Source organism: Sphingomonas sp. S-NIH.Pt3_0716, from assembly GCF_003950715.1.
Classification (GTDB): Bacteria; Pseudomonadota; Alphaproteobacteria; order Sphingomonadales; family Sphingomonadaceae; genus Sphingobium; species Sphingobium yanoikuyae_A.
Genome location: NZ_QLJK01000016.1, coordinates 75,950 through 94,605 on the forward strand (window position 1 = coordinate 75,950; position 18,656 = coordinate 94,605).

At 64.5% G+C, this 18,656-nt stretch carries 19 protein-coding genes; 8 read left to right on the top strand and 11 right to left on the bottom strand.

Going from position 1 to position 18,656, the window contains the following annotated elements; all coding sequences use genetic code 11:
* Positions 1-45: 45 nt before the first annotated feature.
* Positions 46-2,121, bottom strand: coding sequence for a transglycosylase domain-containing protein (locus BRX37_RS14415; protein WP_125987822.1), 2,076 nt, complete (start codon positions 2,119-2,121; stop codon positions 46-48).
* Between the two features lie 107 nt (positions 2,122-2,228).
* Between BRX37_RS14415 and BRX37_RS14420 the strand changes: the two genes are divergently transcribed.
* A complete protein-coding gene (locus BRX37_RS14420) occupies positions 2,229-2,438 on the top strand; it encodes a hypothetical protein (protein WP_004212393.1) in 210 nt (69 codons plus the stop codon).
* Here the strand turns inward: BRX37_RS14420 and BRX37_RS14425 are convergent.
* A complete protein-coding gene (locus BRX37_RS14425; RefSeq protein ID WP_010339062.1) occupies positions 2,435-3,754 on the bottom strand; it encodes an MFS transporter in 1,320 nt (439 codons plus the stop codon). The two genes, BRX37_RS14420 and BRX37_RS14425, sit on opposite strands and share 4 nt — an antisense overlap.
* A 131-nt stretch (positions 3,755-3,885) precedes the next feature.
* On the opposite strand from BRX37_RS14425, the gene pgsA reads away from it, so the two are divergent.
* From pgsA to BRX37_RS14440, 3 genes are read left to right on the top strand one after another with little or no spacing between them, the layout of a single operon-like run.
* Positions 3,886-4,449: a CDP-diacylglycerol--glycerol-3-phosphate 3-phosphatidyltransferase gene (gene pgsA / locus BRX37_RS14430; protein WP_004212395.1), complete on the top strand. Its 564-nt coding sequence runs from the start codon at positions 3,886-3,888 to the stop codon at positions 4,447-4,449.
* 5 nt (positions 4,450-4,454) lie between these two features.
* Positions 4,455-4,715, top strand: coding sequence for a molybdopterin converting factor subunit 1 (gene moaD / locus BRX37_RS14435; protein ID WP_097382939.1), 261 nt, complete (start codon positions 4,455-4,457; stop codon positions 4,713-4,715).
* Entirely contained in the window at positions 4,712-5,155 is a 444-nt protein-coding gene (locus tag BRX37_RS14440; RefSeq protein ID WP_125987824.1) for a molybdenum cofactor biosynthesis protein MoaE, read from the top strand. The genes moaD and BRX37_RS14440 overlap by 4 nt, the downstream gene beginning before the upstream one ends.
* Before the next feature lie 4 nt (positions 5,156-5,159).
* On the opposite strand, the gene BRX37_RS14445 is transcribed toward BRX37_RS14440, so the two are convergent.
* The gene (locus tag BRX37_RS14445; protein WP_004212401.1) at positions 5,160-6,089 is read right to left on the bottom strand and encodes a hydrogen peroxide-inducible genes activator; all 930 of its coding nucleotides are present in this window, start codon (positions 6,087-6,089) and stop codon (positions 5,160-5,162) included.
* Between the two features lie 39 nt (positions 6,090-6,128).
* Positions 6,129-6,902 (bottom strand): sulfite exporter TauE/SafE family protein, encoded by a 774-nt coding sequence (locus BRX37_RS14450; RefSeq protein ID WP_004212403.1) that lies wholly within the window; start codon positions 6,900-6,902, stop codon positions 6,129-6,131.
* Between the two features lie 188 nt (positions 6,903-7,090).
* On the opposite strand from BRX37_RS14450, the gene epsC reads away from it, so the two are divergent.
* The 4 genes from epsC to BRX37_RS14475 all read left to right on the top strand — a co-directional run bounded on the left by epsC (position 7,091) and on the right by BRX37_RS14475 (position 11,328).
* The gene (gene epsC / locus BRX37_RS14455) at positions 7,091-7,807 is read left to right on the top strand and encodes a serine O-acetyltransferase EpsC (protein ID WP_125987826.1); all 717 of its coding nucleotides are present in this window, start codon (positions 7,091-7,093) and stop codon (positions 7,805-7,807) included.
* Positions 7,807-8,154 carry a DUF2794 domain-containing protein gene (locus BRX37_RS14460; RefSeq protein WP_004212406.1) on the top strand — a complete coding sequence of 116 codons (348 nt, stop codon included), beginning with the start codon at positions 7,807-7,809 and terminating at the stop codon, positions 8,152-8,154. The genes epsC and BRX37_RS14460 overlap by 1 nt, the downstream gene beginning before the upstream one ends.
* A gap of 321 nt (positions 8,155-8,475) precedes the next feature.
* A complete protein-coding gene (locus tag BRX37_RS14465; RefSeq protein ID WP_004212408.1) occupies positions 8,476-9,819 on the top strand; it encodes a UDP-glucose dehydrogenase family protein in 1,344 nt (447 codons plus the stop codon).
* Positions 9,820-9,933: 114 nt separating this feature from the next.
* Positions 9,934-11,328, top strand: coding sequence for a family 16 glycosylhydrolase (locus BRX37_RS14475; protein WP_486056636.1), 1,395 nt, complete (start codon positions 9,934-9,936; stop codon positions 11,326-11,328).
* On the opposite strand, the gene BRX37_RS14480 is transcribed toward BRX37_RS14475, so the two are convergent.
* The 7 genes from BRX37_RS14480 to BRX37_RS14510 are packed head-to-tail and all read right to left on the bottom strand — an operon-like array spanning position 11,313 to position 18,655.
* Positions 11,313-12,248, bottom strand: coding sequence for a glycosyltransferase family 2 protein (locus BRX37_RS14480; protein ID WP_125987827.1), 936 nt, complete (start codon positions 12,246-12,248; stop codon positions 11,313-11,315). The two genes, BRX37_RS14475 and BRX37_RS14480, sit on opposite strands and share 16 nt — an antisense overlap.
* Entirely contained in the window at positions 12,248-13,333 is a 1,086-nt protein-coding gene (locus BRX37_RS14485) for an acyltransferase family protein (RefSeq protein WP_125987829.1), read from the bottom strand. The genes BRX37_RS14480 and BRX37_RS14485 overlap by 1 nt, the downstream gene beginning before the upstream one ends.
* Positions 13,330-14,451, bottom strand: coding sequence for an endo-1,4-beta-xylanase (locus BRX37_RS14490; RefSeq protein WP_097382946.1), 1,122 nt, complete (start codon positions 14,449-14,451; stop codon positions 13,330-13,332). The genes BRX37_RS14485 and BRX37_RS14490 overlap by 4 nt, the downstream gene beginning before the upstream one ends.
* Positions 14,448-15,413 (bottom strand): glycosyltransferase family 2 protein, encoded by a 966-nt coding sequence (locus BRX37_RS14495; RefSeq protein ID WP_004212417.1) that lies wholly within the window; start codon positions 15,411-15,413, stop codon positions 14,448-14,450. The genes BRX37_RS14490 and BRX37_RS14495 overlap by 4 nt, the downstream gene beginning before the upstream one ends.
* A complete protein-coding gene (locus tag BRX37_RS14500) occupies positions 15,413-16,354 on the bottom strand; it encodes a glycosyltransferase family 2 protein (protein ID WP_037507003.1) in 942 nt (313 codons plus the stop codon). Before BRX37_RS14500 ends, BRX37_RS14495 begins: the two co-directional genes overlap by 1 nt.
* Positions 16,351-17,280, bottom strand: a complete 930-nt coding sequence (locus BRX37_RS14505) for a glycosyltransferase family 2 protein (protein WP_125987831.1) — start codon at positions 17,278-17,280, stop codon at positions 16,351-16,353. Before BRX37_RS14505 ends, BRX37_RS14500 begins: the two co-directional genes overlap by 4 nt.
* The gene (locus BRX37_RS14510) at positions 17,273-18,655 is read right to left on the bottom strand and encodes an O-antigen ligase family protein (protein ID WP_048936566.1); all 1,383 of its coding nucleotides are present in this window, start codon (positions 18,653-18,655) and stop codon (positions 17,273-17,275) included. The genes BRX37_RS14505 and BRX37_RS14510 overlap by 8 nt, the downstream gene beginning before the upstream one ends.
* Position 18,656 lies beyond the last annotated feature (1 nt).

Genomic DNA, 18,656 nt, shown 5'->3' on the forward strand with positions numbered 1-18,656 from the left:
TCGCGCGGGCGCGGAGCCATGAAATGCGGGCTATCGAAATCGCCGTCATGGCTGCGGCGGTTCATTTTCCTGTGGCTGGGTCGGCGCGATCCGCGGTGGGGGCACGCCCTGCGGCGGCGGCGGCAAGGGCTGGTCGGACGGAAGGCGAAGCTGGTTGCCGTCGATCGTGACGGTCATTCCGCCCTGATCCATGCCGACGCCGACATTGCCGATGCCGGTTTCGACGCTGACATTGGCGATGGCGTTGACCAGGTCGGGATCCTGCTCTTCCTCGGGCACCTTCTCGACCGGCTCGTTGATGGCGCCGGCCATGAAATTGCGCCAAATACGTGCTGGCACACCGCCGCCGGCCGCGCCGCCGGGCAGCGGGGCATTGTCATCATTGCCGATCCATACCGCCGTCACCAGGCCGCCGGCATAGCCGACGAAAATCGCGTCGCGACTATCCTGGGTCGTGCCGGTCTTGCCGAAGGTGCTGGTGCGCAGCGCCGCTGCGCTGCCGGTACCGCGATTGGCGGCGGACGACAGGAGGTCGCGGATCATTTCGAGCTGATCGTCGCTGAAATGACGCTGGCGCTTCATCAGTCGGTCGAACCAGCCCTGTTCCTCGGGGGGCAGGCCATGGGCCAGCACCGGATAGGCGCCGGCTGCCACCGACGCATAGGCCTCGGCCAGTTCCACCAGCGGGATTTCCGACGTGCCGAGCGCGAGGCTGAGATCCTCGGTCAGCGGCGCGGTAACGCCCAGATCGCGGGCAACCTTGATGACATTGTCGACGCCGACCTTCTGGGTCAGGCGCACCGCTGCCACATTGCTCGACGCGGCAAAGGCCTGACGCAACGTGATGCGGCCGCGATATTTGCCGCCATGATTGGCCGGGCGATAGGTGCCGGTGGTGATCGGCGTATCCTCGATCATGTCGTCGGGCGTCATGCCCGCGCGGAACGCGGCGAGATAGACGAACAGCTTGAAGGTGGAGCCGGGCTGGCGTTTCGCCTGCACGGCGCGGTTGAAGCTGCTCTTCTCGTAATTCTTGCCGCCGATCATGGCGACGACGCTGCCGTCCGGCTTCATCGCCACCAGCGCCACCTGTGCCCCGCCCAGCGGCGCGCGCCGGATCGCGGCTTCGGCGAGGCGCTGGATGCGCCAGTCGAGCGTCGTCTTCACCTCCTGCGCGCCATAGACGGCGCCAGCCCGGTCGCGTGCTTCCGGCAGCACCCAGTCGGCAAAATAGGTGCCGCTGGTGGCATCCGGCGACTCGCGCACATCAAGGCGGGCCGGGGCAAGCTGATCGCGCTGGGCCTTGCTGATATAGCCGGCCTCGACCATCGCCTGCGTCACTAGCGCAGCGCGGGCACGCGCGCCCTTCAGGTTGCTGGTCGGCGCGAGACGCGATGGCGCCTTCAGCAGGCCGGCCAGCATCGCGGCCTGGGATATGGTCAGCCGTTCGGGCTGGCGATCGAAATAATGCAGCGAGGCGGCGCGCAGGCCATAGACATTGTCGCCGAAATAGACGTTCGAGAGGTAGCGTTCGAGGATCTGGTCCTTGGTCAGCCAGGCCTCCAGCCAGAAGGCGATCAGCGCTTCGCGCGCCTTGCGGCCCATGGTCCGGTCGCTGGACAGGAATACGCCCTTGGCCAGCTGCTGGGTGATGGTGCTGCCGCCCTGCGACGATCCATCGGACCAGATATTGTGCCACATGGCGCGGGCGATGCCGCGCGGATCGACACCCCAATGGTCGTAGAAGCGACGATCCTCGATCGCCATGAAGGCCTGGGGCACATGGGCGGGCAGCTTGGCCACCTCCACCGGCTTGTCGATGATGGCGCCGCGCCGCGCGACCAGATGGCCGTCGGCGGACATCAGGCTGATGCTGGGCGGGGCAATGGGCTGGAGCGAACGCGACATCGGCGCCGTCACCGCCAGCCAGGCGATGATCAGCATCAGCAGGGCCAGCCCCGCCGCCACGATCCAGCCGAAAATCTGCAGCCGCCGCTTCCACGGGGTGGGCGGGGCAAAGGCGCTGGGCGGCCCGGCGCCGAACGGGCGCGCTTCGTCAGCGGCCGGGGCAGGCGTGCCGGTAGGGGCGGAGTTGGGCAATTCGGTCATCGGCACGGCCATGCTGTATTATGTTGTTGATACGGTCAAGTCTGTCCCGCGACGGGACATCCCGGATTTTACGAAATTTGCCATGGAACTAATGGTAAATATCGCGTTAACCAATCCTTATGAGAAACCGAGTCCTCGTCCTCACCAACGAAGCCGCCCGTCACCCCTTTCGGCAGCGGCTGCCCCGTCACATTTTCCAGCTGACGGACGATGCGTCGTCGCAGGCGCGTCGCCGCCGCGATGTGGCCGTCTCCGACGACAATGACTGGAAGCTGTTCGTGCTGAGCTTCTCGGCCTTCTTCACGGCTTTCTACAGCTTCATCTTCTAAAGCTCGCCGCTGCAGGTCGGGCCGTCACAGGCCTTGTGCAGCCGCCAGGCCAGCCAGGCGCAGGGCAGGCACATCGCCGCCACCAGCAGCAGCTGATAGACCACCTCCAGGCCGGCCAGGGTCAGGCCGATCGCGATCAGCGATCCGACCACCATGGCGCCGGAATTGACGATATTATTGGCCGCCACGGTGCGCGCCGCTTCGCACTTCTCGACCGTGGTCGTGAGGAAGGCGTAGAGCGGCACCACGAACATGCCGCCAAAGGTCGCCACGCCGAGCAGGCAGAGCGACAGCGGGATCGCCATCGGATGGGCGAGGAAGCCGGCGAGCGGCAGCATCTGGCCGCCGGGCGCGGGCGTCCAAAGGTCGCACACCACATGGAAGGCGATGATGCAGCAGCCCATGCCGATCACCGACGCGGGCGCATATTTGGCCGAGACATGGCCGGCGAGCAGCCGGTTGATCGCGATCGATCCGATCGCGATGCCGATCGAGAAGATCGCCAGGAACAGGCTGGCGACCGACTTGTCGGCGGTCAGAACATTCTTCACCAGCGGCGGGAACTGGATGAACAGCACCGATCCCACGGCCCAGAAGAAGCTGATCGACATGATCGCCAGATAGAGGCGCGGAATGTGCATCGTGCCCCGTACCAGCGCGACCGACGATCGGATGACATGGAAGTCGATCGGTTGCTTGGCGAGCAGCGACGGGGCGGGCGGCACGGCCCGGCTGGCAAAATAGCCGATGAAGGCGGTCACCACCACGCCGATGGCCGCAGCCTCGATCGGGATGATGCCGGCCAGGATGGTGCCGGCCAGGATCGCGATATAGGTGCCGGCCTCCACCAGGCCGGTGCCGCCCAGGACCTCGTCATCATGCAGATGCTGGGGCAGGATCGCATATTTGATCGGACCGAAGAAGGTGGAATGGATGCCCATCGCGAACAGCGCGGCGAGCAGCAGCGGGATCGCCAGGATATGGACGGCAATCCCGCTCCAGATCAGCGCCAGGCCGGTCGCGCCGACCGTCATTATGACGATTTCGGCCGCCTTCACCCAGCGGATGATGACGGCCTTGTCGCGCTGATCGGCCAATTGGCCCGACAGGGCGGACAGCAGGAAGAAGGGGATGATGAAGATGCCGGTGGCCAGCGCACTGAACCAGGTTTCGGACCGCTCGTCATTATAGACCTGATACACCACGAACAGCACCATGGCGTTCTTGAACAGGTTATCGTTGAAGGCGCCGAGAAGCTGGGTGATGAAAAGCGGCAGAAAACGGCGCTTTTTGAGGAGCCTGAGTGAGGCTTGCATGAGTGCGTTTGGCTTTTCGCTGTGGACGACCGGGGTGCGGTCTAGCCGCTGCAGGCGGGCCTGTCCAATTTCCTGTTCACTTCTTGCTGCCTTCGCTTGTGCCCGATGCGGGACTGTGGCAGGTCGCCCTGATGCTGACGCTGCCCAATTTGCTGACGCTTTCGCGCATCATCACCGTGCCCTTGCTGGTGGCCCTGCTGTGGCCCGGCGAGATGGGCGCGCGCTGGACCACGGGCTATGGCCTTGCCTTCGGTCTCTACTGCCTGATGGGCATCACCGACTATTTCGACGGCTACCTCGCCCGTGCGCAGGGCGCGGTGTCCAAGCTCGGCGTATTCCTTGATCCGATCGCGGACAAGATCATGGTCGGCGCGGTCATCCTGATGCTCGCAGCGACGCGGGACATTGCCGGCATCCATATCGCAGCCGCGATGATCATCCTGCTGCGCGAGATCGCCGTGTCGGGTCTGCGGGAATTTCTGGCCGGCCTTCAGGTGTCGGTCCCGGTATCGCGCCTGGCCAAGTGGAAAACCACGTTCCAGTTGATTGCGCTGGGCGCCCTGATCCTGGCCGGCGCCGTGCCGCAATTCCCCTTCGTGCAGAGCGTTGGCATCCTGACCCTGTGGGCCGCCGCGATCCTGACGCTGATTACCGGCTGGGATTATCTGCGCGTCGGCATCAAGCATATGGACTGACCGGCATGGCGGCTGTGACCCTCGTCTATTTTGCCTGGGTGCGCGAAGCCATTGGCCGTGATGAGGAGCGGGTCGAACTGGCTTCGCCGGAGGAAACTGTAGCGGAATTGGTGGCGCGACTGGCGGCACAGGGCGGTGGCTATGCCGAGGCGCTGGCCGATCCCGTTCGGTTGCGCGCGGCGCTGGACCAGCAGTTTGTCGGTTTCGATCAGGCAATCGGCACGGCGCGGGAACTGGCGCTGTTCCCGCCGGTCACGGGTGGATGAAACGGGTCGCCATCCAGGCGGATGATTTCGATATTTCGGCCGAACTTGCCGCGCTCGAAGCGCTGGGCGGCGGCGGGGTGGCCAGTTTCACCGGGATCGTCCGTGGCGAGGATGGGCTGGTGGCGCTGGAACTGGAACATTATCCGGCGATGACGCAGCGCCAGGCCGAACGGATCGCGGAGGAAGCGATGGCGCGCTGGCCGCTGCTGGGGCTGTCGATCATCCACCGCCATGGTCGGCTGCTGCCGGGCGAGCGGATCGTGTTCGTCGGCACGGCATCACGGCATCGCGCGGCGGCGCTGGAAAGCTGCGCCTTCCTGATCGACTGGCTGAAATCGCGCGCGCCCTTCTGGAAGAAGGCGCATTATGCCGATGGCGCAGGCGCCTGGGTCGCGCCCCGCGCCGAGGATGAGGCCAAGGCGCAGGATTGGGATCGCTGATCGATCAGGCGGCGTTGGCGCGGATTGCGGGATGGTCCGCCGCGTCGCGCAATATCTCGGCGAGCAGATGGAATTCCTTTTCGCGCGGGCTGTTCTTGCGCCAGACCAGGGCAATGTCGCGCCAGGCATGATCGGACTGCAGCGGGCGCGCGGTGATATTGGTATGTTCCAATATGCCGCCGGCCAGCGCCATTTCCGGCAGCATGGTGACGCCCAGGCCATTGTCGACCATCTGGATAAGCGTGTGGAGCGAGGTGCCCATCATCGTCGCGCTGGCGCGCAGGTCGGGGCGATTGCAGGCCGCCAGCGCATGGTCCTTCAGGCAATGCCCGTCTTCCAGCAGCAGCAGCTTGTTCTCGTCGATCATGTCCGGCTTGATCCAGTCCGGCGGATTGGTCGGATCGTCGCGCGGGAAGGCGACATAGAGCGGATCCTGGAACAATATTTCGCTGTCCAGTTCGCCGGTCGGATAGGGCAGCGCCATCAGCACGCAGTCGACATTGCCATGGCGCAGCGAATCGATCGCCGCCTGGGTCGTTTCCTCGCGTAGATAGAGTTTCAATTCCGGTCGGTCGGCCCGCAGGCGGGGCAGCAGGCGCGGCAGCAGGAAGGGCGCGATCGTCGGGATGACGCTCATCCGCAATTCGCCGGTCAGCGGCTTGCCCGACGCCTCGGCGATCGCGGCAAGCTCCTCCGCCTCGCGCAGGACGCGGTGCGCCTTTTCGACGATGCGATCGCCCAGCGCCGTGAAGCGCACGACGCGGCGCGTTCGCTCGACCAGCGTGACGCCGATCAGGGATTCCAGTTCGCGGATGCCGGCCGACAGGGTGGACTGGGTCACATAGCAGCTGTCGGCCGCCTTGCCGAAATGGCCATGTTCCTTCAGCGCAACCAGATATTGCAGCTGTTTGAGCGTGGGCATGTAGTTCGACATTTATCGGATTCCTGAATTAGAAATCCGAATATAAGCGAATTATCCGATATAACCAAGATATTTGGCGATGCCGAAGGCAGAGGTCAGGGTCAGGATGATGCCGACGGCCACGAACAGCACCTTGGGGGCGACATGGCGGGCCAGCATGGCGCCGAAGGGGGCTGCCACCACGCCGCCGATCAGCAGGCCGATCGTGTAGGTGGTGAAGCTTTCCCAGCCCAGATGGAACAGGAAGGTCAGGCTGATCGACAGGGTCAGGATGAATTCGACGCTGTTGACCGTGCCGATGGTGTGGCGCGGGCTCGATCCCTGGATCAGCAGGTTGGAGGTCACGACCGGCCCCCAGCCCCCGCCGCCCGACGCATCCATGAAGCCGCCGACCAGGCCCAGCGGCGCGACCCATTTCGGGCTCTTGCTGTGCGGGGGGAAATGGAAGCCGCGCCAGATCAGGTAGATGCCGATCGCTGCCAGATAGAATTGGACGAAGGGCTTGATGATCGCGCCATCGATATTGGAGAGCAGATAGGCGCCGGCCACGCCGCCGATCACGCCGGGAATGACGAGCCGGGCGAACAGGCCCCAGTCGACATTGCGGTGCAGGATATGGCTGATCGCGGACACGCCGGTGGTGAAGGTTTCGGCGGCATGGACGCTGGCGGACGCGCGGCTGGGTGGCACGCCCATGGCCAGCAACAGGGTGCTGGAAATCACGCCATAGGCCATGCCAAGGGCGCCATCGATAATCTGCGCGCCGAAGCCGATCAGGATGAAAGGCAGTATTTCGCCAAAATGGGCGATAAATGTGTCGATCATCCAAACACCTTCGTTCTAATTGTCTACCTCAATGATTGGTATATCTTGAGGCGCCAAGCAAGTTTCTGTTTTGGGCCGGGAAGGCGAATTAGGGCGCGCTCTGGAAAAATTGCCGCTTAATCTCTATGTTGCTGGCAACAGGGTAAAAGGGGCGCGCCAGCAGGGCGGGTCCGTTCAGGGACGTTTCGATGCTGCGTAATCTCATCGCCTATCTGGATTCGGTCAAGTCGCGCGACCCTGCGCCGCGATCGCGGGCGGAAATCCTGCTCTATCCGGGTATCTGGTCGCTGGCCTTCCATCGCGTGGCGCACCGTCTCTATCGGGTGCGGCTCTATTTCCTGGCGCGGGCGGTCAATCATCTGTCGCGCTTCCTGACCGGCAATGACATTCATCCCGGCGCGAAGATCGGCAAGCGCTTCTTTATCGACCATGGCTTCACCGTGATCGGCGAGACGGCAGAGATTGGCGATGATGTTACCCTTTATCAGAATGTGACGCTGGGCGGGACCGATCCCGCTAACGGAATCGCCGGAAAGCGCCATCCGACGCTGGAAAATGGCGTGATCGTGGGATCGGGCGCGCAGGTGCTTGGGCCGGTCCGTGTCGGCGCCCGTGCCCGTGTCGGCGCCAATGCGGTGGTGACCAAGGATGTGGCGGAGGCCGCGACCATGGTCGGCATTCCCGCACGCGCGATGCTGGTCGATGTCACCGCCTATCAGCGCGACTTCCTGCCCTATGGCACGCCCTGCTCCGATTGCTTTGATCCCGAAAAGCAGAAGCTGGAATTGCTGCAGTGCGAAGTGGAGCAGTTGCAGAAACGGCTGGCCGAGTTGCTGGCGCAGAAGCAGGCGCCCGAACTGCCTGCCGATGACATCGCCCTGTTCAAGGAGCGTGGCCGGGCCTGATGTCCAATGTGACGCCGTTCCCAGCACCCAACGGCCAGCAACAGGGGCAGGTCGGGTTCGATCGCCTGGAATTGCAGCGGATCATGGATCTCTATGGCCGCATGGTCGCCGCCGGACACTGGCGCGATTATGCCATGGACCTGGGGCGTGAGGCGGCAATTTTCTCCGCTTTCCGGCGTTCTGCCGAGCGTCCTGAATATCGGATCGAGAAGCGGCCGGCGTTGCGCAACCGTCAGGGCATGTGGGCGCTGGTGGGTGAAGCGGGTCATGTGCTCAAGCGCGGGCAGGAGTTGCAGGGCATCTTGGCGCCTGTCGAACGCAAATTGATGCGTATTGTCGAGGATTGATCCGCCGATCCGGTTAATCGTGCCCGCGCGCTGCGGCAGTTCGGCGCATTTTCCATTCGCCCCACGTCCACATGTGCCCGCGTAGCGCCAAGTCGCGTTGCAACAGCGTCATGACCCGACTTATGCTGCATCGCGTCAACAGGTGGCTGGTTCCACTGACGCGGCAACTGTCCGAGCAGGCCGGGGGCTTCGATCTTTGTAAGGGCGAGAGGTGCGCGCATCCGGATTTTCCGGAGCGCTCTGTCGCGTCCTGTCCGGGTCGGGGCGATCGGTTGCGGGCATATTGTCGATTAGCTTGCACATTGGACAAGGAGAATTGTCATGCGGATCGTGATGACCGGATCTGGTTATGTTGGTCTGGTATCGGGCGCCTGCCTCGCGGATTTCGGCCACGAAATCATCTGCGTCGACAAGGATGAGCGCAAGATCGCCAAGTTGCGCGAAGGCGGCGTGCCGATCTATGAGCCGGGCCTGGCCGATCTCATCGCGCGCAACGTCAAGGCGGGCCGGTTGAGCTTCACGACCGATCTGGCAACGTCCGTGGCAGACGCCGATGTCGTCTTCATTGCGGTCGGTACGCCGGCGCGTCGGGGCGATGGCCATGCCGACCTCAGCTATGTCTATGATGCCGCGCGCGAGATCGCCGGGGCGCTCAAGGGCTTTACCGTTGTGGTTACGAAGTCGACCGTGCCGGTCGGCACCGGCGACGAGGTCGAACGGATCATTCGCGAAACCAATCCCGACGCCCAGTTCGCGGTCGCCTCCAATCCCGAATTCCTGCGCGAGGGCGCCGCGATTGAGGATTTCAAGCGTCCGGATCGCATCGTCGTCGGCATCGAGGACGAGCGTGCACGTCCGGTGATGGAGGAGGTCTATCGCCCGCTCTATCTCAACCAGGCGCCACTGCTGTTTACCGGTCGTCGCACCAGCGAACTGATCAAATATGCCGCCAACGCCTTCCTGGCGATGAAGATCACCTATATCAACGAGATGGCCGAACTGTGCGAACGGGTCGGCGCGGATGTGCAGCAGGTGGCGCGCGGCATTGGCCTGGATAACCGGATCGGTTCGAAATTCCTGCATGCCGGCCCCGGCTATGGTGGCTCCTGCTTCCCCAAGGACACGCTGGCGCTGGTCAAGACGGCGGAAGATTCCGGCGCGCCCATTCGCCTGATCGAAACCACCGTCGCGATCAACGAAAGCCGCAAGCGCGCCATGGCGCGCAAGGTGATCGGCGTGTGCAACGGATCGGTGCGGGGCAAGACGATTGCGGTGCTGGGCCTGACCTTCAAGCCCAATACCGACGATATGCGCGATGCGCCGTCGCTGTCGATCATCCAGGCACTGCAGGACGGCGGTGCGCAGATCCGTGCCTTCGACCCCGAAGGGATCGAGGCGGCCCAGCCGCTGCTGCAGAATGTCGATTTCTTCCACGATCCCTATGCGGCGGCGCAGGGAGCCTCGGCCGTCGTACTGGTCACCGAATGGGATGCGCTGCGCGCGCTCGACCTGTCGCGCCTGCGCGGCGTGATGGCTGGCAATGGCCTGGTCGACCTGCGTAACATCTATCGGCCCGAAGTCGCTGAAGCGGCTGGATTTATCTATGACAGCGTTGGCCGTGGCATGGCGCCTGAGCCCGAAATGCTGGTTGAAGCTGCCGAGTAAAAGTTCCTCGCCTCGTCGCAAAAATGGCTGATTTGCGACGAGGCGAGCTTGTCTGGAAGCAATTGTTAACCCTCGTGGCGGACCCTTTAGGGACACCAAAACGGGGGTTGCATTATGCGCAGCAAATCGGCCGGCTCCATGATCGGAGCCGGAGCAATCATTACGTCTGTCTTCGCGGCAGGCGCCGCCACGATCCTGTCGGGCGGAACCAGTACGACCAGCAACTCATCGACCAGCACGGCCGATAGCGGCACGGTCACCATCTCCAGCAGCAGTGCGAGCAGTGCGACGACGACCAGCACGGCGACGACCAGCAGCACCAGCAACAGCTTTGCTGACTTCGACTTCGCCAATGGCACGGTATTGCCGGGCAAGGCGACGCTCTGGATCGGCAACGCCACCTACAAGCCGGGCAGCAGCACCGCCTATGTCCCGGTCTATCTCGATCGGGCGACGCCCAACACGGTGATCGCGCGGATCACCACGGTGAACGGCACCGGCACGCTGAAGGCCACGTCCGGCACCAATTACAAGACGGTCGACACCGTCGTCATCTTCCGGCCGGGTGATCCGCTGGAACAGACGGTGGAAGTGCCGGTTATCAGTGCCACAGAAGGCCAGCAGTTCAGCGTGAAACTGCGAGAGGCGCCCTGGGGCGCACTGCAGGGGCAGTCGACGGCAACCGTCACGGCCAAGGCCTATGTCGCGGCCACCGAGAAGGCGACCGGCACCTTCCGCGAAGCGCGGACCTTCGCGGCCTCGGGCACGCTGCAGTTCGAACTGCTCAAGGACACGCACAAGCGGTCGGTCGATGGCGGCTGGGATCGCTGGGCCACGACCCTGTCGCATGGCCGGGCGCAGACCGGCAATGGCGAGACCGGCCTCTATGTCGACACCACCACCTATCCGGGGATCGAAGGGCCGGTCTACTGGAGCAACAAGGGCCTGGTGCTGCACAGCCAGGTGCTCAAGACGCCGATCAGCTATCAGGGCGTAACCTATAATTATGGCGCGTCGATCCTGGATGGCCGCAACTTCCTCGCCTCTCAGATCGGCTATGGTCAATATGAGTGGGAAGCGAAGATGCCCAATCGGCGTGGTTCCTGGCCCGCTTTCTGGCTGATCTCGACCAGTGGCTGGCCGCCGGAAATCGATGTCTATGAAGGCTTTGGCTATCAGAGCTATTGGGATTTCGATCGCCATGTCGGCCAGACGATCCATGTCGGCGCCAACAGCACCCGCTATGACCAGCGTGGCATCGTCATCCAGACCGAACAGGCCTATGGCCTGTCGGGCTATTCGCAGGACTTCCACAAGTTCGCGGTCGATATCCAGCGTGACTACATCACCTGGTTCGTCGACGGCAAGGAAACCTACCAGTCGGTCAACCCGTTCAAGGGCTTCCGCTTCTATCCGCTGATGAATGTCGCGGTGAAGACGACGGGTGCCTATGACGATGGCAGCGGCGACATGACCATCCGCAGCTTCAAGGTCTATTCCGCGCCATAATAGGCCCGGCTGCCCCGGCCCGTCAGGGCATAGAGGCGGCCCCAGCATTTGATCCACTGCCCGGCGATGTCGACCCGTCGCGCGCCGGGCAGTAACAGGGCGAGGAGGCCGGCGGTGCGCATCGCGAACACCGCCAACGTCCGCCCGAACAGGGTGAGGGTGCCGACGATGCCGGGCCGATGCTTCCGGCGGGTCAGCGTCTCGGTAAAGCCGATCCGCCACATGCGGGACAGTATCCAGCCGAGCCGGACCCGTTCGGGCGGCACCCATTCGCTGACGCGCGCATCTGCAGCCCAGCCGAAACCGATGCCGGCATCGCGCAGGCGGGTGAGGTAATCCAGATCCTCGCCGCCGCTGCGATTGAAGCGCGGATCGAACCAGGGGGCGGGCAGCGCCTCTAGCGCCTTGCGGCTGAGCAGCAGATTGTTGCTGGCCCACAGCATGTCGGTGGCTCCCGAAGGCCGTTCCTCGGCACGGAACACCAGCGCCTCGCGAGCCCCGCGCGGCGGAGGTCGCAGGAAATGGGCGTCGACCGGGCCACCGATCACATCGGCGCCGCACATCTCGCGACAGGCCAGCAGCGCGTCGAGCCAGCCGGGCTGCGGCCATTCATCATCATCGATCATCGCCAGATACTGCATTGCCGGAGCCGCCAGTGCGGTGGCGACGATCGCGTTGCGGACCGAGCAAAGGCCGGGCTCCGGCACATGCAGGATATGGATCGGCAGAGGATAATCGGGGTCATCCTGCATCTCGTGCGCGACCATCGCGCCTTCCTGCCCGACGGGGTCGTTGTCGGCGACCAGCAACTGGACATCGTCATGCGGAACGACGGCGGCCAGGCTTTCGAGCAGGTGGCGCAACTGGCCCGGCCGGCGGAACGTCGGGATCGCGATCCAGATGGTCGGGGCGGCGGGCATCAGGCAGCAACCTTGACCGGGGTCGGGCGGGCGCGCCCGCCGCGTTGCAGCCATTTGATGATCTTGTGGCCCGGCAGTTCGATCAGCCGATAGCTGGCCCAGCAGAGCAACCAGGTAGCGACCAGCATGGCGGCGATGAAGATCCAGTCATGGCCGACAAAGCCATGGCGATGGGCGATCCCCATGACGCGGGCCATGATGTCGCGGACCAGCGGATGCCACAGATAGATGGAGTAGCTGATCAGGCCCAGATGATAGCTGACCGGGTTGGCCATCACCGCGCGGGCGGCGGCGCCATCATAATAGCAGGTGAGGACCAGCGCCGGCATCAGGCACACGACCAGCACGTCGGCGGCTAGGGGCAGCATCAAGGCGACAGCGATGATGACACATATGGCGGCAAATCGGCCGGGGCCGGCAAGCAGGCTGCGGGTCAGCGCCATGTCGCGGATGCGATAGGTCAGGACGCCCAGGGCAAAGCCGGCAAGGCAGCGCAGCAGCGTCAGCACCGTGTCATAATCGTTGACATCCAGGGGGCCACTGGCGCCGCGTCCGGAACTGGCGACCAGCACCAGAATGCCGACGCACAGTGCCAGTTGCGCCCAGGCCCAGCGGGAAAAGGCCATGATCGCGATCAGCGGATAAAGGAGATAGGCGGCGACCTCGGTGCTGACCGACCAGCTGTTGCCGGCGATCGGCTGCGTGCCCCATCCCCAACTCTGGATCATCAGCAGGTTGGTGAGGATATTGGGCAGGTCGAGCGGGATCGCCTGTGTTCCCGAGACATTGACCAGGATGCGGGCCATGAACACCAGCGTCACGATCAGGTGCAGCGGCCAGACGCGGGCGGTGCGGTTGATCAGGAAGTCCATGTAGCTGGACCGCCCCAGATTGTGCATGAGCCGGTCATAATAGCCGTAGGAAATGACGAAGCCACTGAGAATGAAGAAAAGATCGACCGCCAGATAGGCGCGCGAGAAAAGCGGGATCGCGAAGGCCTGAAAGGCCGGCGCATGGGGAATATGGTAGAGCAGGACCGAAACGGCGGCGATGCCGCGCAGGCCCGTGAGCGAGGAAATTCTCATGCGGCATGTCTCCCGGCCGGCGGCGCGTCGTCGAAGGCGGCGGCGATGGCGTCCCACAGCGGCTTGCGGCGCAGGGAACCGTCCAGCGGCAATCCGCGCGACAACTGGCCGTCGGGCCATTTATAATCCTTGTAGTTGGACAGCCAGGAATAGCGGTCCGACAGACCCCAGCAGAGCACGGCCTGCATCGCCGGATTGTCCAGCGCGACATCGATGAAGGCCCGGCCGACACTGGCAACTTCGCTGTCACGTTTGGCCGGGTTGGGTGGGCCGCCAATGTCGGCAATGTCGAACTCGGTAATCTCCAGCTTCAGGCCATAGCCGCGCAACTGGTCGAGGAAATCGGCGAAGCGGCGCTCGTTGAACCCTTCCTTATAGGGTTTGAGATGACCCTGGATGCCGATCGCGTCGATTGGCACGTCGCGGGCCTTCAACCGGTCGAGCAGCTTCAGCATCGCGGTCCGGCGGCGCTCGCAGCGCGGCGAGTCATGTTCGATGCCATAATCGGTCAGGAACAGGGTCGCCTTGGGATCGGTCTCCCGCGCGGTGTGAAAGGCGATGTCGATATAATGTTCGCCGAGCGCCTGCATCCACATGCTGTCGGCGCGCATCCCGTCGGCGCGGCCGTCATTGGGCTCCAGCGCCTCGTTCACCACGTCCCATTCCTGGATGCGGCCGGCATAGCGGGGCATGGCCGTGGTGATATAGCTGGTCATCAGCTTCTGGCGGCCGCGATCGCTGGCGGCCTGCAGTGCGGGTTCCAGCCATTTGGGCTGGGCGGCATACCAGACCAGGGCATGACCGCGCGCGCGCATGTCATGCTTCTGGGCGAAATCGATGATCTGGTCGGCACCGCTGAAATCATATTGGCCCGGCTTGGGCTCGGTCGTGCCGCGCTTCAGCTCATATTCCTGCACCAGGATATTGCATTCCTGCGCCACCGCCTGGGTGAAGCCCGCATCCTCGCGCAACTGGCGCGACTTGACCGCCGCGCCGAAATAGCGGCCCTTGGCACGGGCATGGGTGGCGAGGCCGGGCGGCATGGCGGCCGCCGCCACGCCAGCGGGCAGGGTCGCCGCCAGCGCCATGCCACCGGCCAGAAATTCGCGACGCTTCACAGGCGCGGCCTCCCGCCCACCATCTGGGCCATGTCGATCCATCGGTCGGAAATCCGGCGATAGACCGGGTCGGGCAGGATGATCTGCATCAGCACGGTCGCGGCCAGTCGAGGACCGAAGGCGCCGCGCAGCACGGCGCCGACATAATAGCGCATCGCCTGAAACCGGCTGGTCGGCCAGATGCTCTTGGCGGCATGCCAGCCCATATAGGCGGAAAAGGCACGGGCCGAGATATGCGGGCGCAGGTCGCGCAGCCAGATGAGGCTGCCGACGCTGCCACGAACCGCCGACAGCCGATGTTCGGCATCGCGGTCGGCCCAGATCGTGCCGGGCCGCGCGGTCATCTGGAACTGGCCGCCGGCCAGCGCCAGACGCACGGCAAAGTCGGTATCGTCACCGAACTTCACATCCTCGCGATAGCGGACCTTGTTGGCGAGGCCGCGACTGAGCGCCAGGCTGCTGGTCTGGATGAAGCCGCGATCGCACATGAGATAGCGATCGATCGTCTCGCCGGTCGCGATCGCGCGCGGGGGCTTCAGGAAATTGCGGCCCTGGCCCCGATCGACCAGCACCTGGCCATAGGCGACCACATTCTCGTCCTGTTGCAGCAGGGGCAGCAGGTCTGCCAGATGATGGGGCAGGAAACGGTCGTCGCAGTCGAGGAAGGCGATGTAGCGTCCGCGGGCCTGCGCGATCCCGGTGTTGCGCGCCGCCGACGCGCCGCGATTGGGCTGGACGATGACGCGCAGGCGCGGATCTGCGATCCCGGCCAGCACCTGTTCGGTGTCGTCGGTCGATCCGTCGATCACGACGATCACCTCGATCAGCGCGATCGTCTGGTCGAGTGCGGACAGCACCGCGTCGACCACCTTGTCGCGGCGCTGATAGGTCGGGATGACCACGGAAAAGAGCGGCGAAGCCGCCTGTTCCTGCAGCGCGGACGGAGGTTGCCAGGCCGCCATCACGAACGGGCGCCGCTACTGAGGGCATCGGCCTTGCCGAAGCGCAGGACGAAGCCGTTGACGAGCGAGCGATAGAGCGACTTGGGCATGTAGGAGCGCAGCAGCTGGCGCGCGATCACCCGTGGCGGCACGCCGCCCGCGGTCAGGCCGATGGCGAGGTCGCGGATCGCCGCGACCGGGCGGATCGGCGCCATATGATAGGCGAGCACGGTGGCGCGATAGCCACGCCGCGCCCGATTGGTCAGCATATGGCCGCAGCGATCGAGCCAGTCGAGCGAGGTTTCATAGCCGCGCACATAGGAGGTGCGGCCTACCTCGGTCGCGTCCAGCCAGATGGTGAGCGGCCGTTCGATCATCCGGAAGCGCGCGCCGGCGCCCTGAAGCCGGACGCAGAAGTCGAGATCCTGCCCCTTCTTGAGCGCGGGGTCGAACAGCACCTGCTGGGCCATCCGGGTCGGTACGACCATCGTCGAGGTCTGCATGAACTGGTTGGCGCAGAAGAGATATTCGCCGACATCCTCATCTTCCCGAATGCCGCGGTCGGGGCGGATCCAGTAGCGGTCGACGCCTCGATCGACCTTCATCCGCGAATAGAGAACCGTGCGGCCGCCGTCGCCCGCCAGCGCTTCCGCCATGGTCGACAGCTTGCCGGGCAGGAACAGGTCGTCGGAATCGAGGAAGGCGATGTAGCGCCCCTCGGCGGCGAGAATGCCCCGATTGCGCGCCGCGCCACCGCCGGCATTGTCCTGGCGGATGTAACGCAGGCGCGGGTCGCCGATCGCCTCGATCACCGGGCCGGGATTGTCATGCGAGCCATCATCGACGACGACGATCTCGAAATCGGTCCAGTCCTGCGCCAGTACCGACCGGATCGTGTCGGTGACCACGTCGGCGCGGTTGTAGAGCGGGATGACGACGGAGAAGAAGGGGATGTTGGTCATGCGCCATGGACCTTTCGATATTCTTCATAATGGATGCCGGTGAGGCCGGCGATTTTGCCCGCGGCGCGATAGAGCTTGCCGAGGCGCTCCACCCGCTTGCCGCGGTCCAATGTGGTGAGGGGGCCGACCGCGCCGACCAGGAAACCGACCGCGATACGGGGGCTTTCGCTGAGCGCTGCACGAAGGGCGCCGCCATGGGTGCGGGCGACGATCATGTCGGTCATGCCGACGCGATAGCCGCGCATCAGCAGCCATTTGGCGGTGACGCGGCTGGCCGGGATCAACTCCGTGACCAGCGCCTCTTCCGACCAGGCGAAGCGGAAGCCGGCGCGCTGCATCCGGGTGAAGAGTTGCTTGTCGGAGCCGCCGGTGAGCGCCATGCGCTCGTCGAACGGACGGGCGCCGATGCGTCGCAGCGCATGGGCCGACATCAGGACATTGGCGGTGCTGTCGACCAGCGAGACCGGACCGGACTTGTCGCGCCGCTTGGGTTGGAGCAGCGGATGGCGCGAGGCCCAGGCGGGCAGCGGGCTGTCCATCTCGCGCAGCACCGCGCCGCCGACGACATCGGCGTCCCAGCGATCGGCGGCCGTCACCAGCGCGTCGATCCAGCCGGGACAGGCGGCCTCGTCATCGTCCATCATCGCCACATGGGTGACACCGGGCCGGGCAAGCGCCGCCTCGACCAAGGCATTGCGGACCAGGGGAATGCCGCGTTCGCGCACCAGCAGCGCCTCGATCGGCCAGCGATAGCCCGATGTCGCCAGCGCCTCCACCACGGCCAGCCCCTGCTGCTCCCTGGCGTCATTGTCGGCGACCAGCACATCGATCCGGTGGCGGGTTTCGAGTGCCGCGAGCGAGGCAAGCGTGCGACGCAACCCCTGAGGGCGATTGCAGGTCGCGATGCAGATGACGACATTAGCCATGGGTAGCCTCCGGGCGGGCGAGAAAGCGGCGGCGCCACTGCGGAAGCGGGCGCGCCTTGTAGGTGGCGTGGGCGGCGGCGATGGCCGCCAAGAAGATCACCCAGACCTGCCGATCCTTGTCGAAGAAGGAGGTTTCCAGCAGATTCTGGTAGAGGACGAAGACCCAGATCGCGAAGCAGGGCACCATGATCGGCCGGTTCTGCGGCGTCGCCCCAGTCAGGAACCAGATGGCAGGCAGCGCCAGGAAGGTGAGCAGCAACATGATGAGGCCCAGCGGTCCGGTGGTCACCAGGATTTCCAGATAGCCATTGTGCGAATGGGCGGTCAGCGTCTGGAACGCCTGGTTGAGATAATCGAGCGAGGGGCTGCGATCGCCGACCTGCCAGAAGCCGCCGAAACCCGCGCCCAGGAACGGATGGTCCTTGAGATAGGCGAGGTCGACTTCCCAGATCGACACGCGGCCGGTGAAGGAGGTGGGATCGGCGAAGATCCGCTCCACCACGGGCTGGAAAGCGACATAGAGCCACAGCACCCCGACCATGCCGAGCGCGACCATGATCAGCAGCACTGCCCGTTTCTGGGTGGAATCGCTCAGTGCCCGATAGACGGCGCAGACGCCCAGGATGGCGAAGGACAAGGCGAGCGAGGTCTTGCTCTTGGTCCCGATCACGAAGACGAAGGCCATCACCGAGAAGAGGGCATAATACCATTTCTTGGTATCGACCCAGGCATTGGCCGCGACCATGAAGGTGAGCGCCATGACCGCGCCGGCAATATTCTTGTGGAAGAAGAAGCCGCGCCAGGCGCCGATCAGTGCCTTGTCGCTCTCGGTCGGCGGATGGACCGCCGCGGAGGTCAAGGGCAGCGAGACCCAGCAGATGATGAGGGACAGGATCAGGGCGTAGCGCAGCGCCTGGAGCAGCCTTTCGGGGCCGATCAGGCTGAGCGCGCTGAAAGTGATGTAGATCACGATCAGCTGCTGCATCGCCCGCTTGAACGATACGAACGGATCGACGCCCCAGCTGCAGGTGATGAAGAACCAGGCGAGCATGATGGCCAGCGGCCAGAGCGTGAAGCGATAGCGTGGCGGATAGCGGCGGATCAGCTGCACACCTGTCAGTAGCATCGCAAAGCCGATGAACAGCGCCTGCTTGAACAGGTCCGACCCGTTATTTTCCTGCGCCATGGCGACCAGCTCATCCTGGGTGCGCGAGGCGAAGGGCTGCTGGCCGATGAAGACCAGCATCAGGAAGGTGAAATAGAAGATTTGGGCGACCAGGATCAGCCGGGCGCTTTCGGTCTTCTTGATGGCGGCGACGCCCGGCCGGGTCAGGACCGGCGCGGGAATGTCACGATGCCAGGGGGTGCTTGCCATC

Coding starts and splice junctions, on each gene's coding strand:
- moaD (WP_097382939.1), top strand. CDS start 4,455: ATGGCGGCTGTGACCCTCGTCTATTTTGCCTGGGTGCGCGAAGCCATT.
- BRX37_RS14475 (WP_486056636.1), top strand. CDS start 9,934: ATGCGCAGCAAATCGGCCGGCTCCATGATCGGAGCCGGAGCAATCATT.
- BRX37_RS14495 (WP_004212417.1), bottom strand. CDS start 15,413: ATGGCGGCCTGGCAACCTCCGTCCGCGCTGCAGGAACAGGCGGCTTCG.
- BRX37_RS14425 (WP_010339062.1), bottom strand. CDS start 3,754: ATGCAAGCCTCACTCAGGCTCCTCAAAAAGCGCCGTTTTCTGCCGCTT.
- BRX37_RS14460 (WP_004212406.1), top strand. CDS start 7,807: ATGTCCAATGTGACGCCGTTCCCAGCACCCAACGGCCAGCAACAGGGG.
- BRX37_RS14420 (WP_004212393.1), top strand. CDS start 2,229: ATGAGAAACCGAGTCCTCGTCCTCACCAACGAAGCCGCCCGTCACCCC.
- BRX37_RS14480 (WP_125987827.1), bottom strand. CDS start 12,248: ATGCCCGCCGCCCCGACCATCTGGATCGCGATCCCGACGTTCCGCCGG.
- BRX37_RS14485 (WP_125987829.1), bottom strand. CDS start 13,333: ATGAGAATTTCCTCGCTCACGGGCCTGCGCGGCATCGCCGCCGTTTCG.
- BRX37_RS14450 (WP_004212403.1), bottom strand. CDS start 6,902: ATGATCGACACATTTATCGCCCATTTTGGCGAAATACTGCCTTTCATC.
- BRX37_RS14510 (WP_048936566.1), bottom strand. CDS start 18,655: ATGGCAAGCACCCCCTGGCATCGTGACATTCCCGCGCCGGTCCTGACC.
- BRX37_RS14440 (WP_125987824.1), top strand. CDS start 4,712: ATGAAACGGGTCGCCATCCAGGCGGATGATTTCGATATTTCGGCCGAA.
- BRX37_RS14415 (WP_125987822.1), bottom strand. CDS start 2,121: ATGGCCGTGCCGATGACCGAATTGCCCAACTCCGCCCCTACCGGCACG.
- BRX37_RS14500 (WP_037507003.1), bottom strand. CDS start 16,354: ATGACCAACATCCCCTTCTTCTCCGTCGTCATCCCGCTCTACAACCGC.
- epsC (WP_125987826.1), top strand. CDS start 7,091: ATGCTGCGTAATCTCATCGCCTATCTGGATTCGGTCAAGTCGCGCGAC.
- BRX37_RS14465 (WP_004212408.1), top strand. CDS start 8,476: ATGCGGATCGTGATGACCGGATCTGGTTATGTTGGTCTGGTATCGGGC.
- BRX37_RS14445 (WP_004212401.1), bottom strand. CDS start 6,089: ATGTCGAACTACATGCCCACGCTCAAACAGCTGCAATATCTGGTTGCG.
- pgsA (WP_004212395.1), top strand. CDS start 3,886: ATGCTGACGCTGCCCAATTTGCTGACGCTTTCGCGCATCATCACCGTG.
- BRX37_RS14505 (WP_125987831.1), bottom strand. CDS start 17,280: ATGGCTAATGTCGTCATCTGCATCGCGACCTGCAATCGCCCTCAGGGG.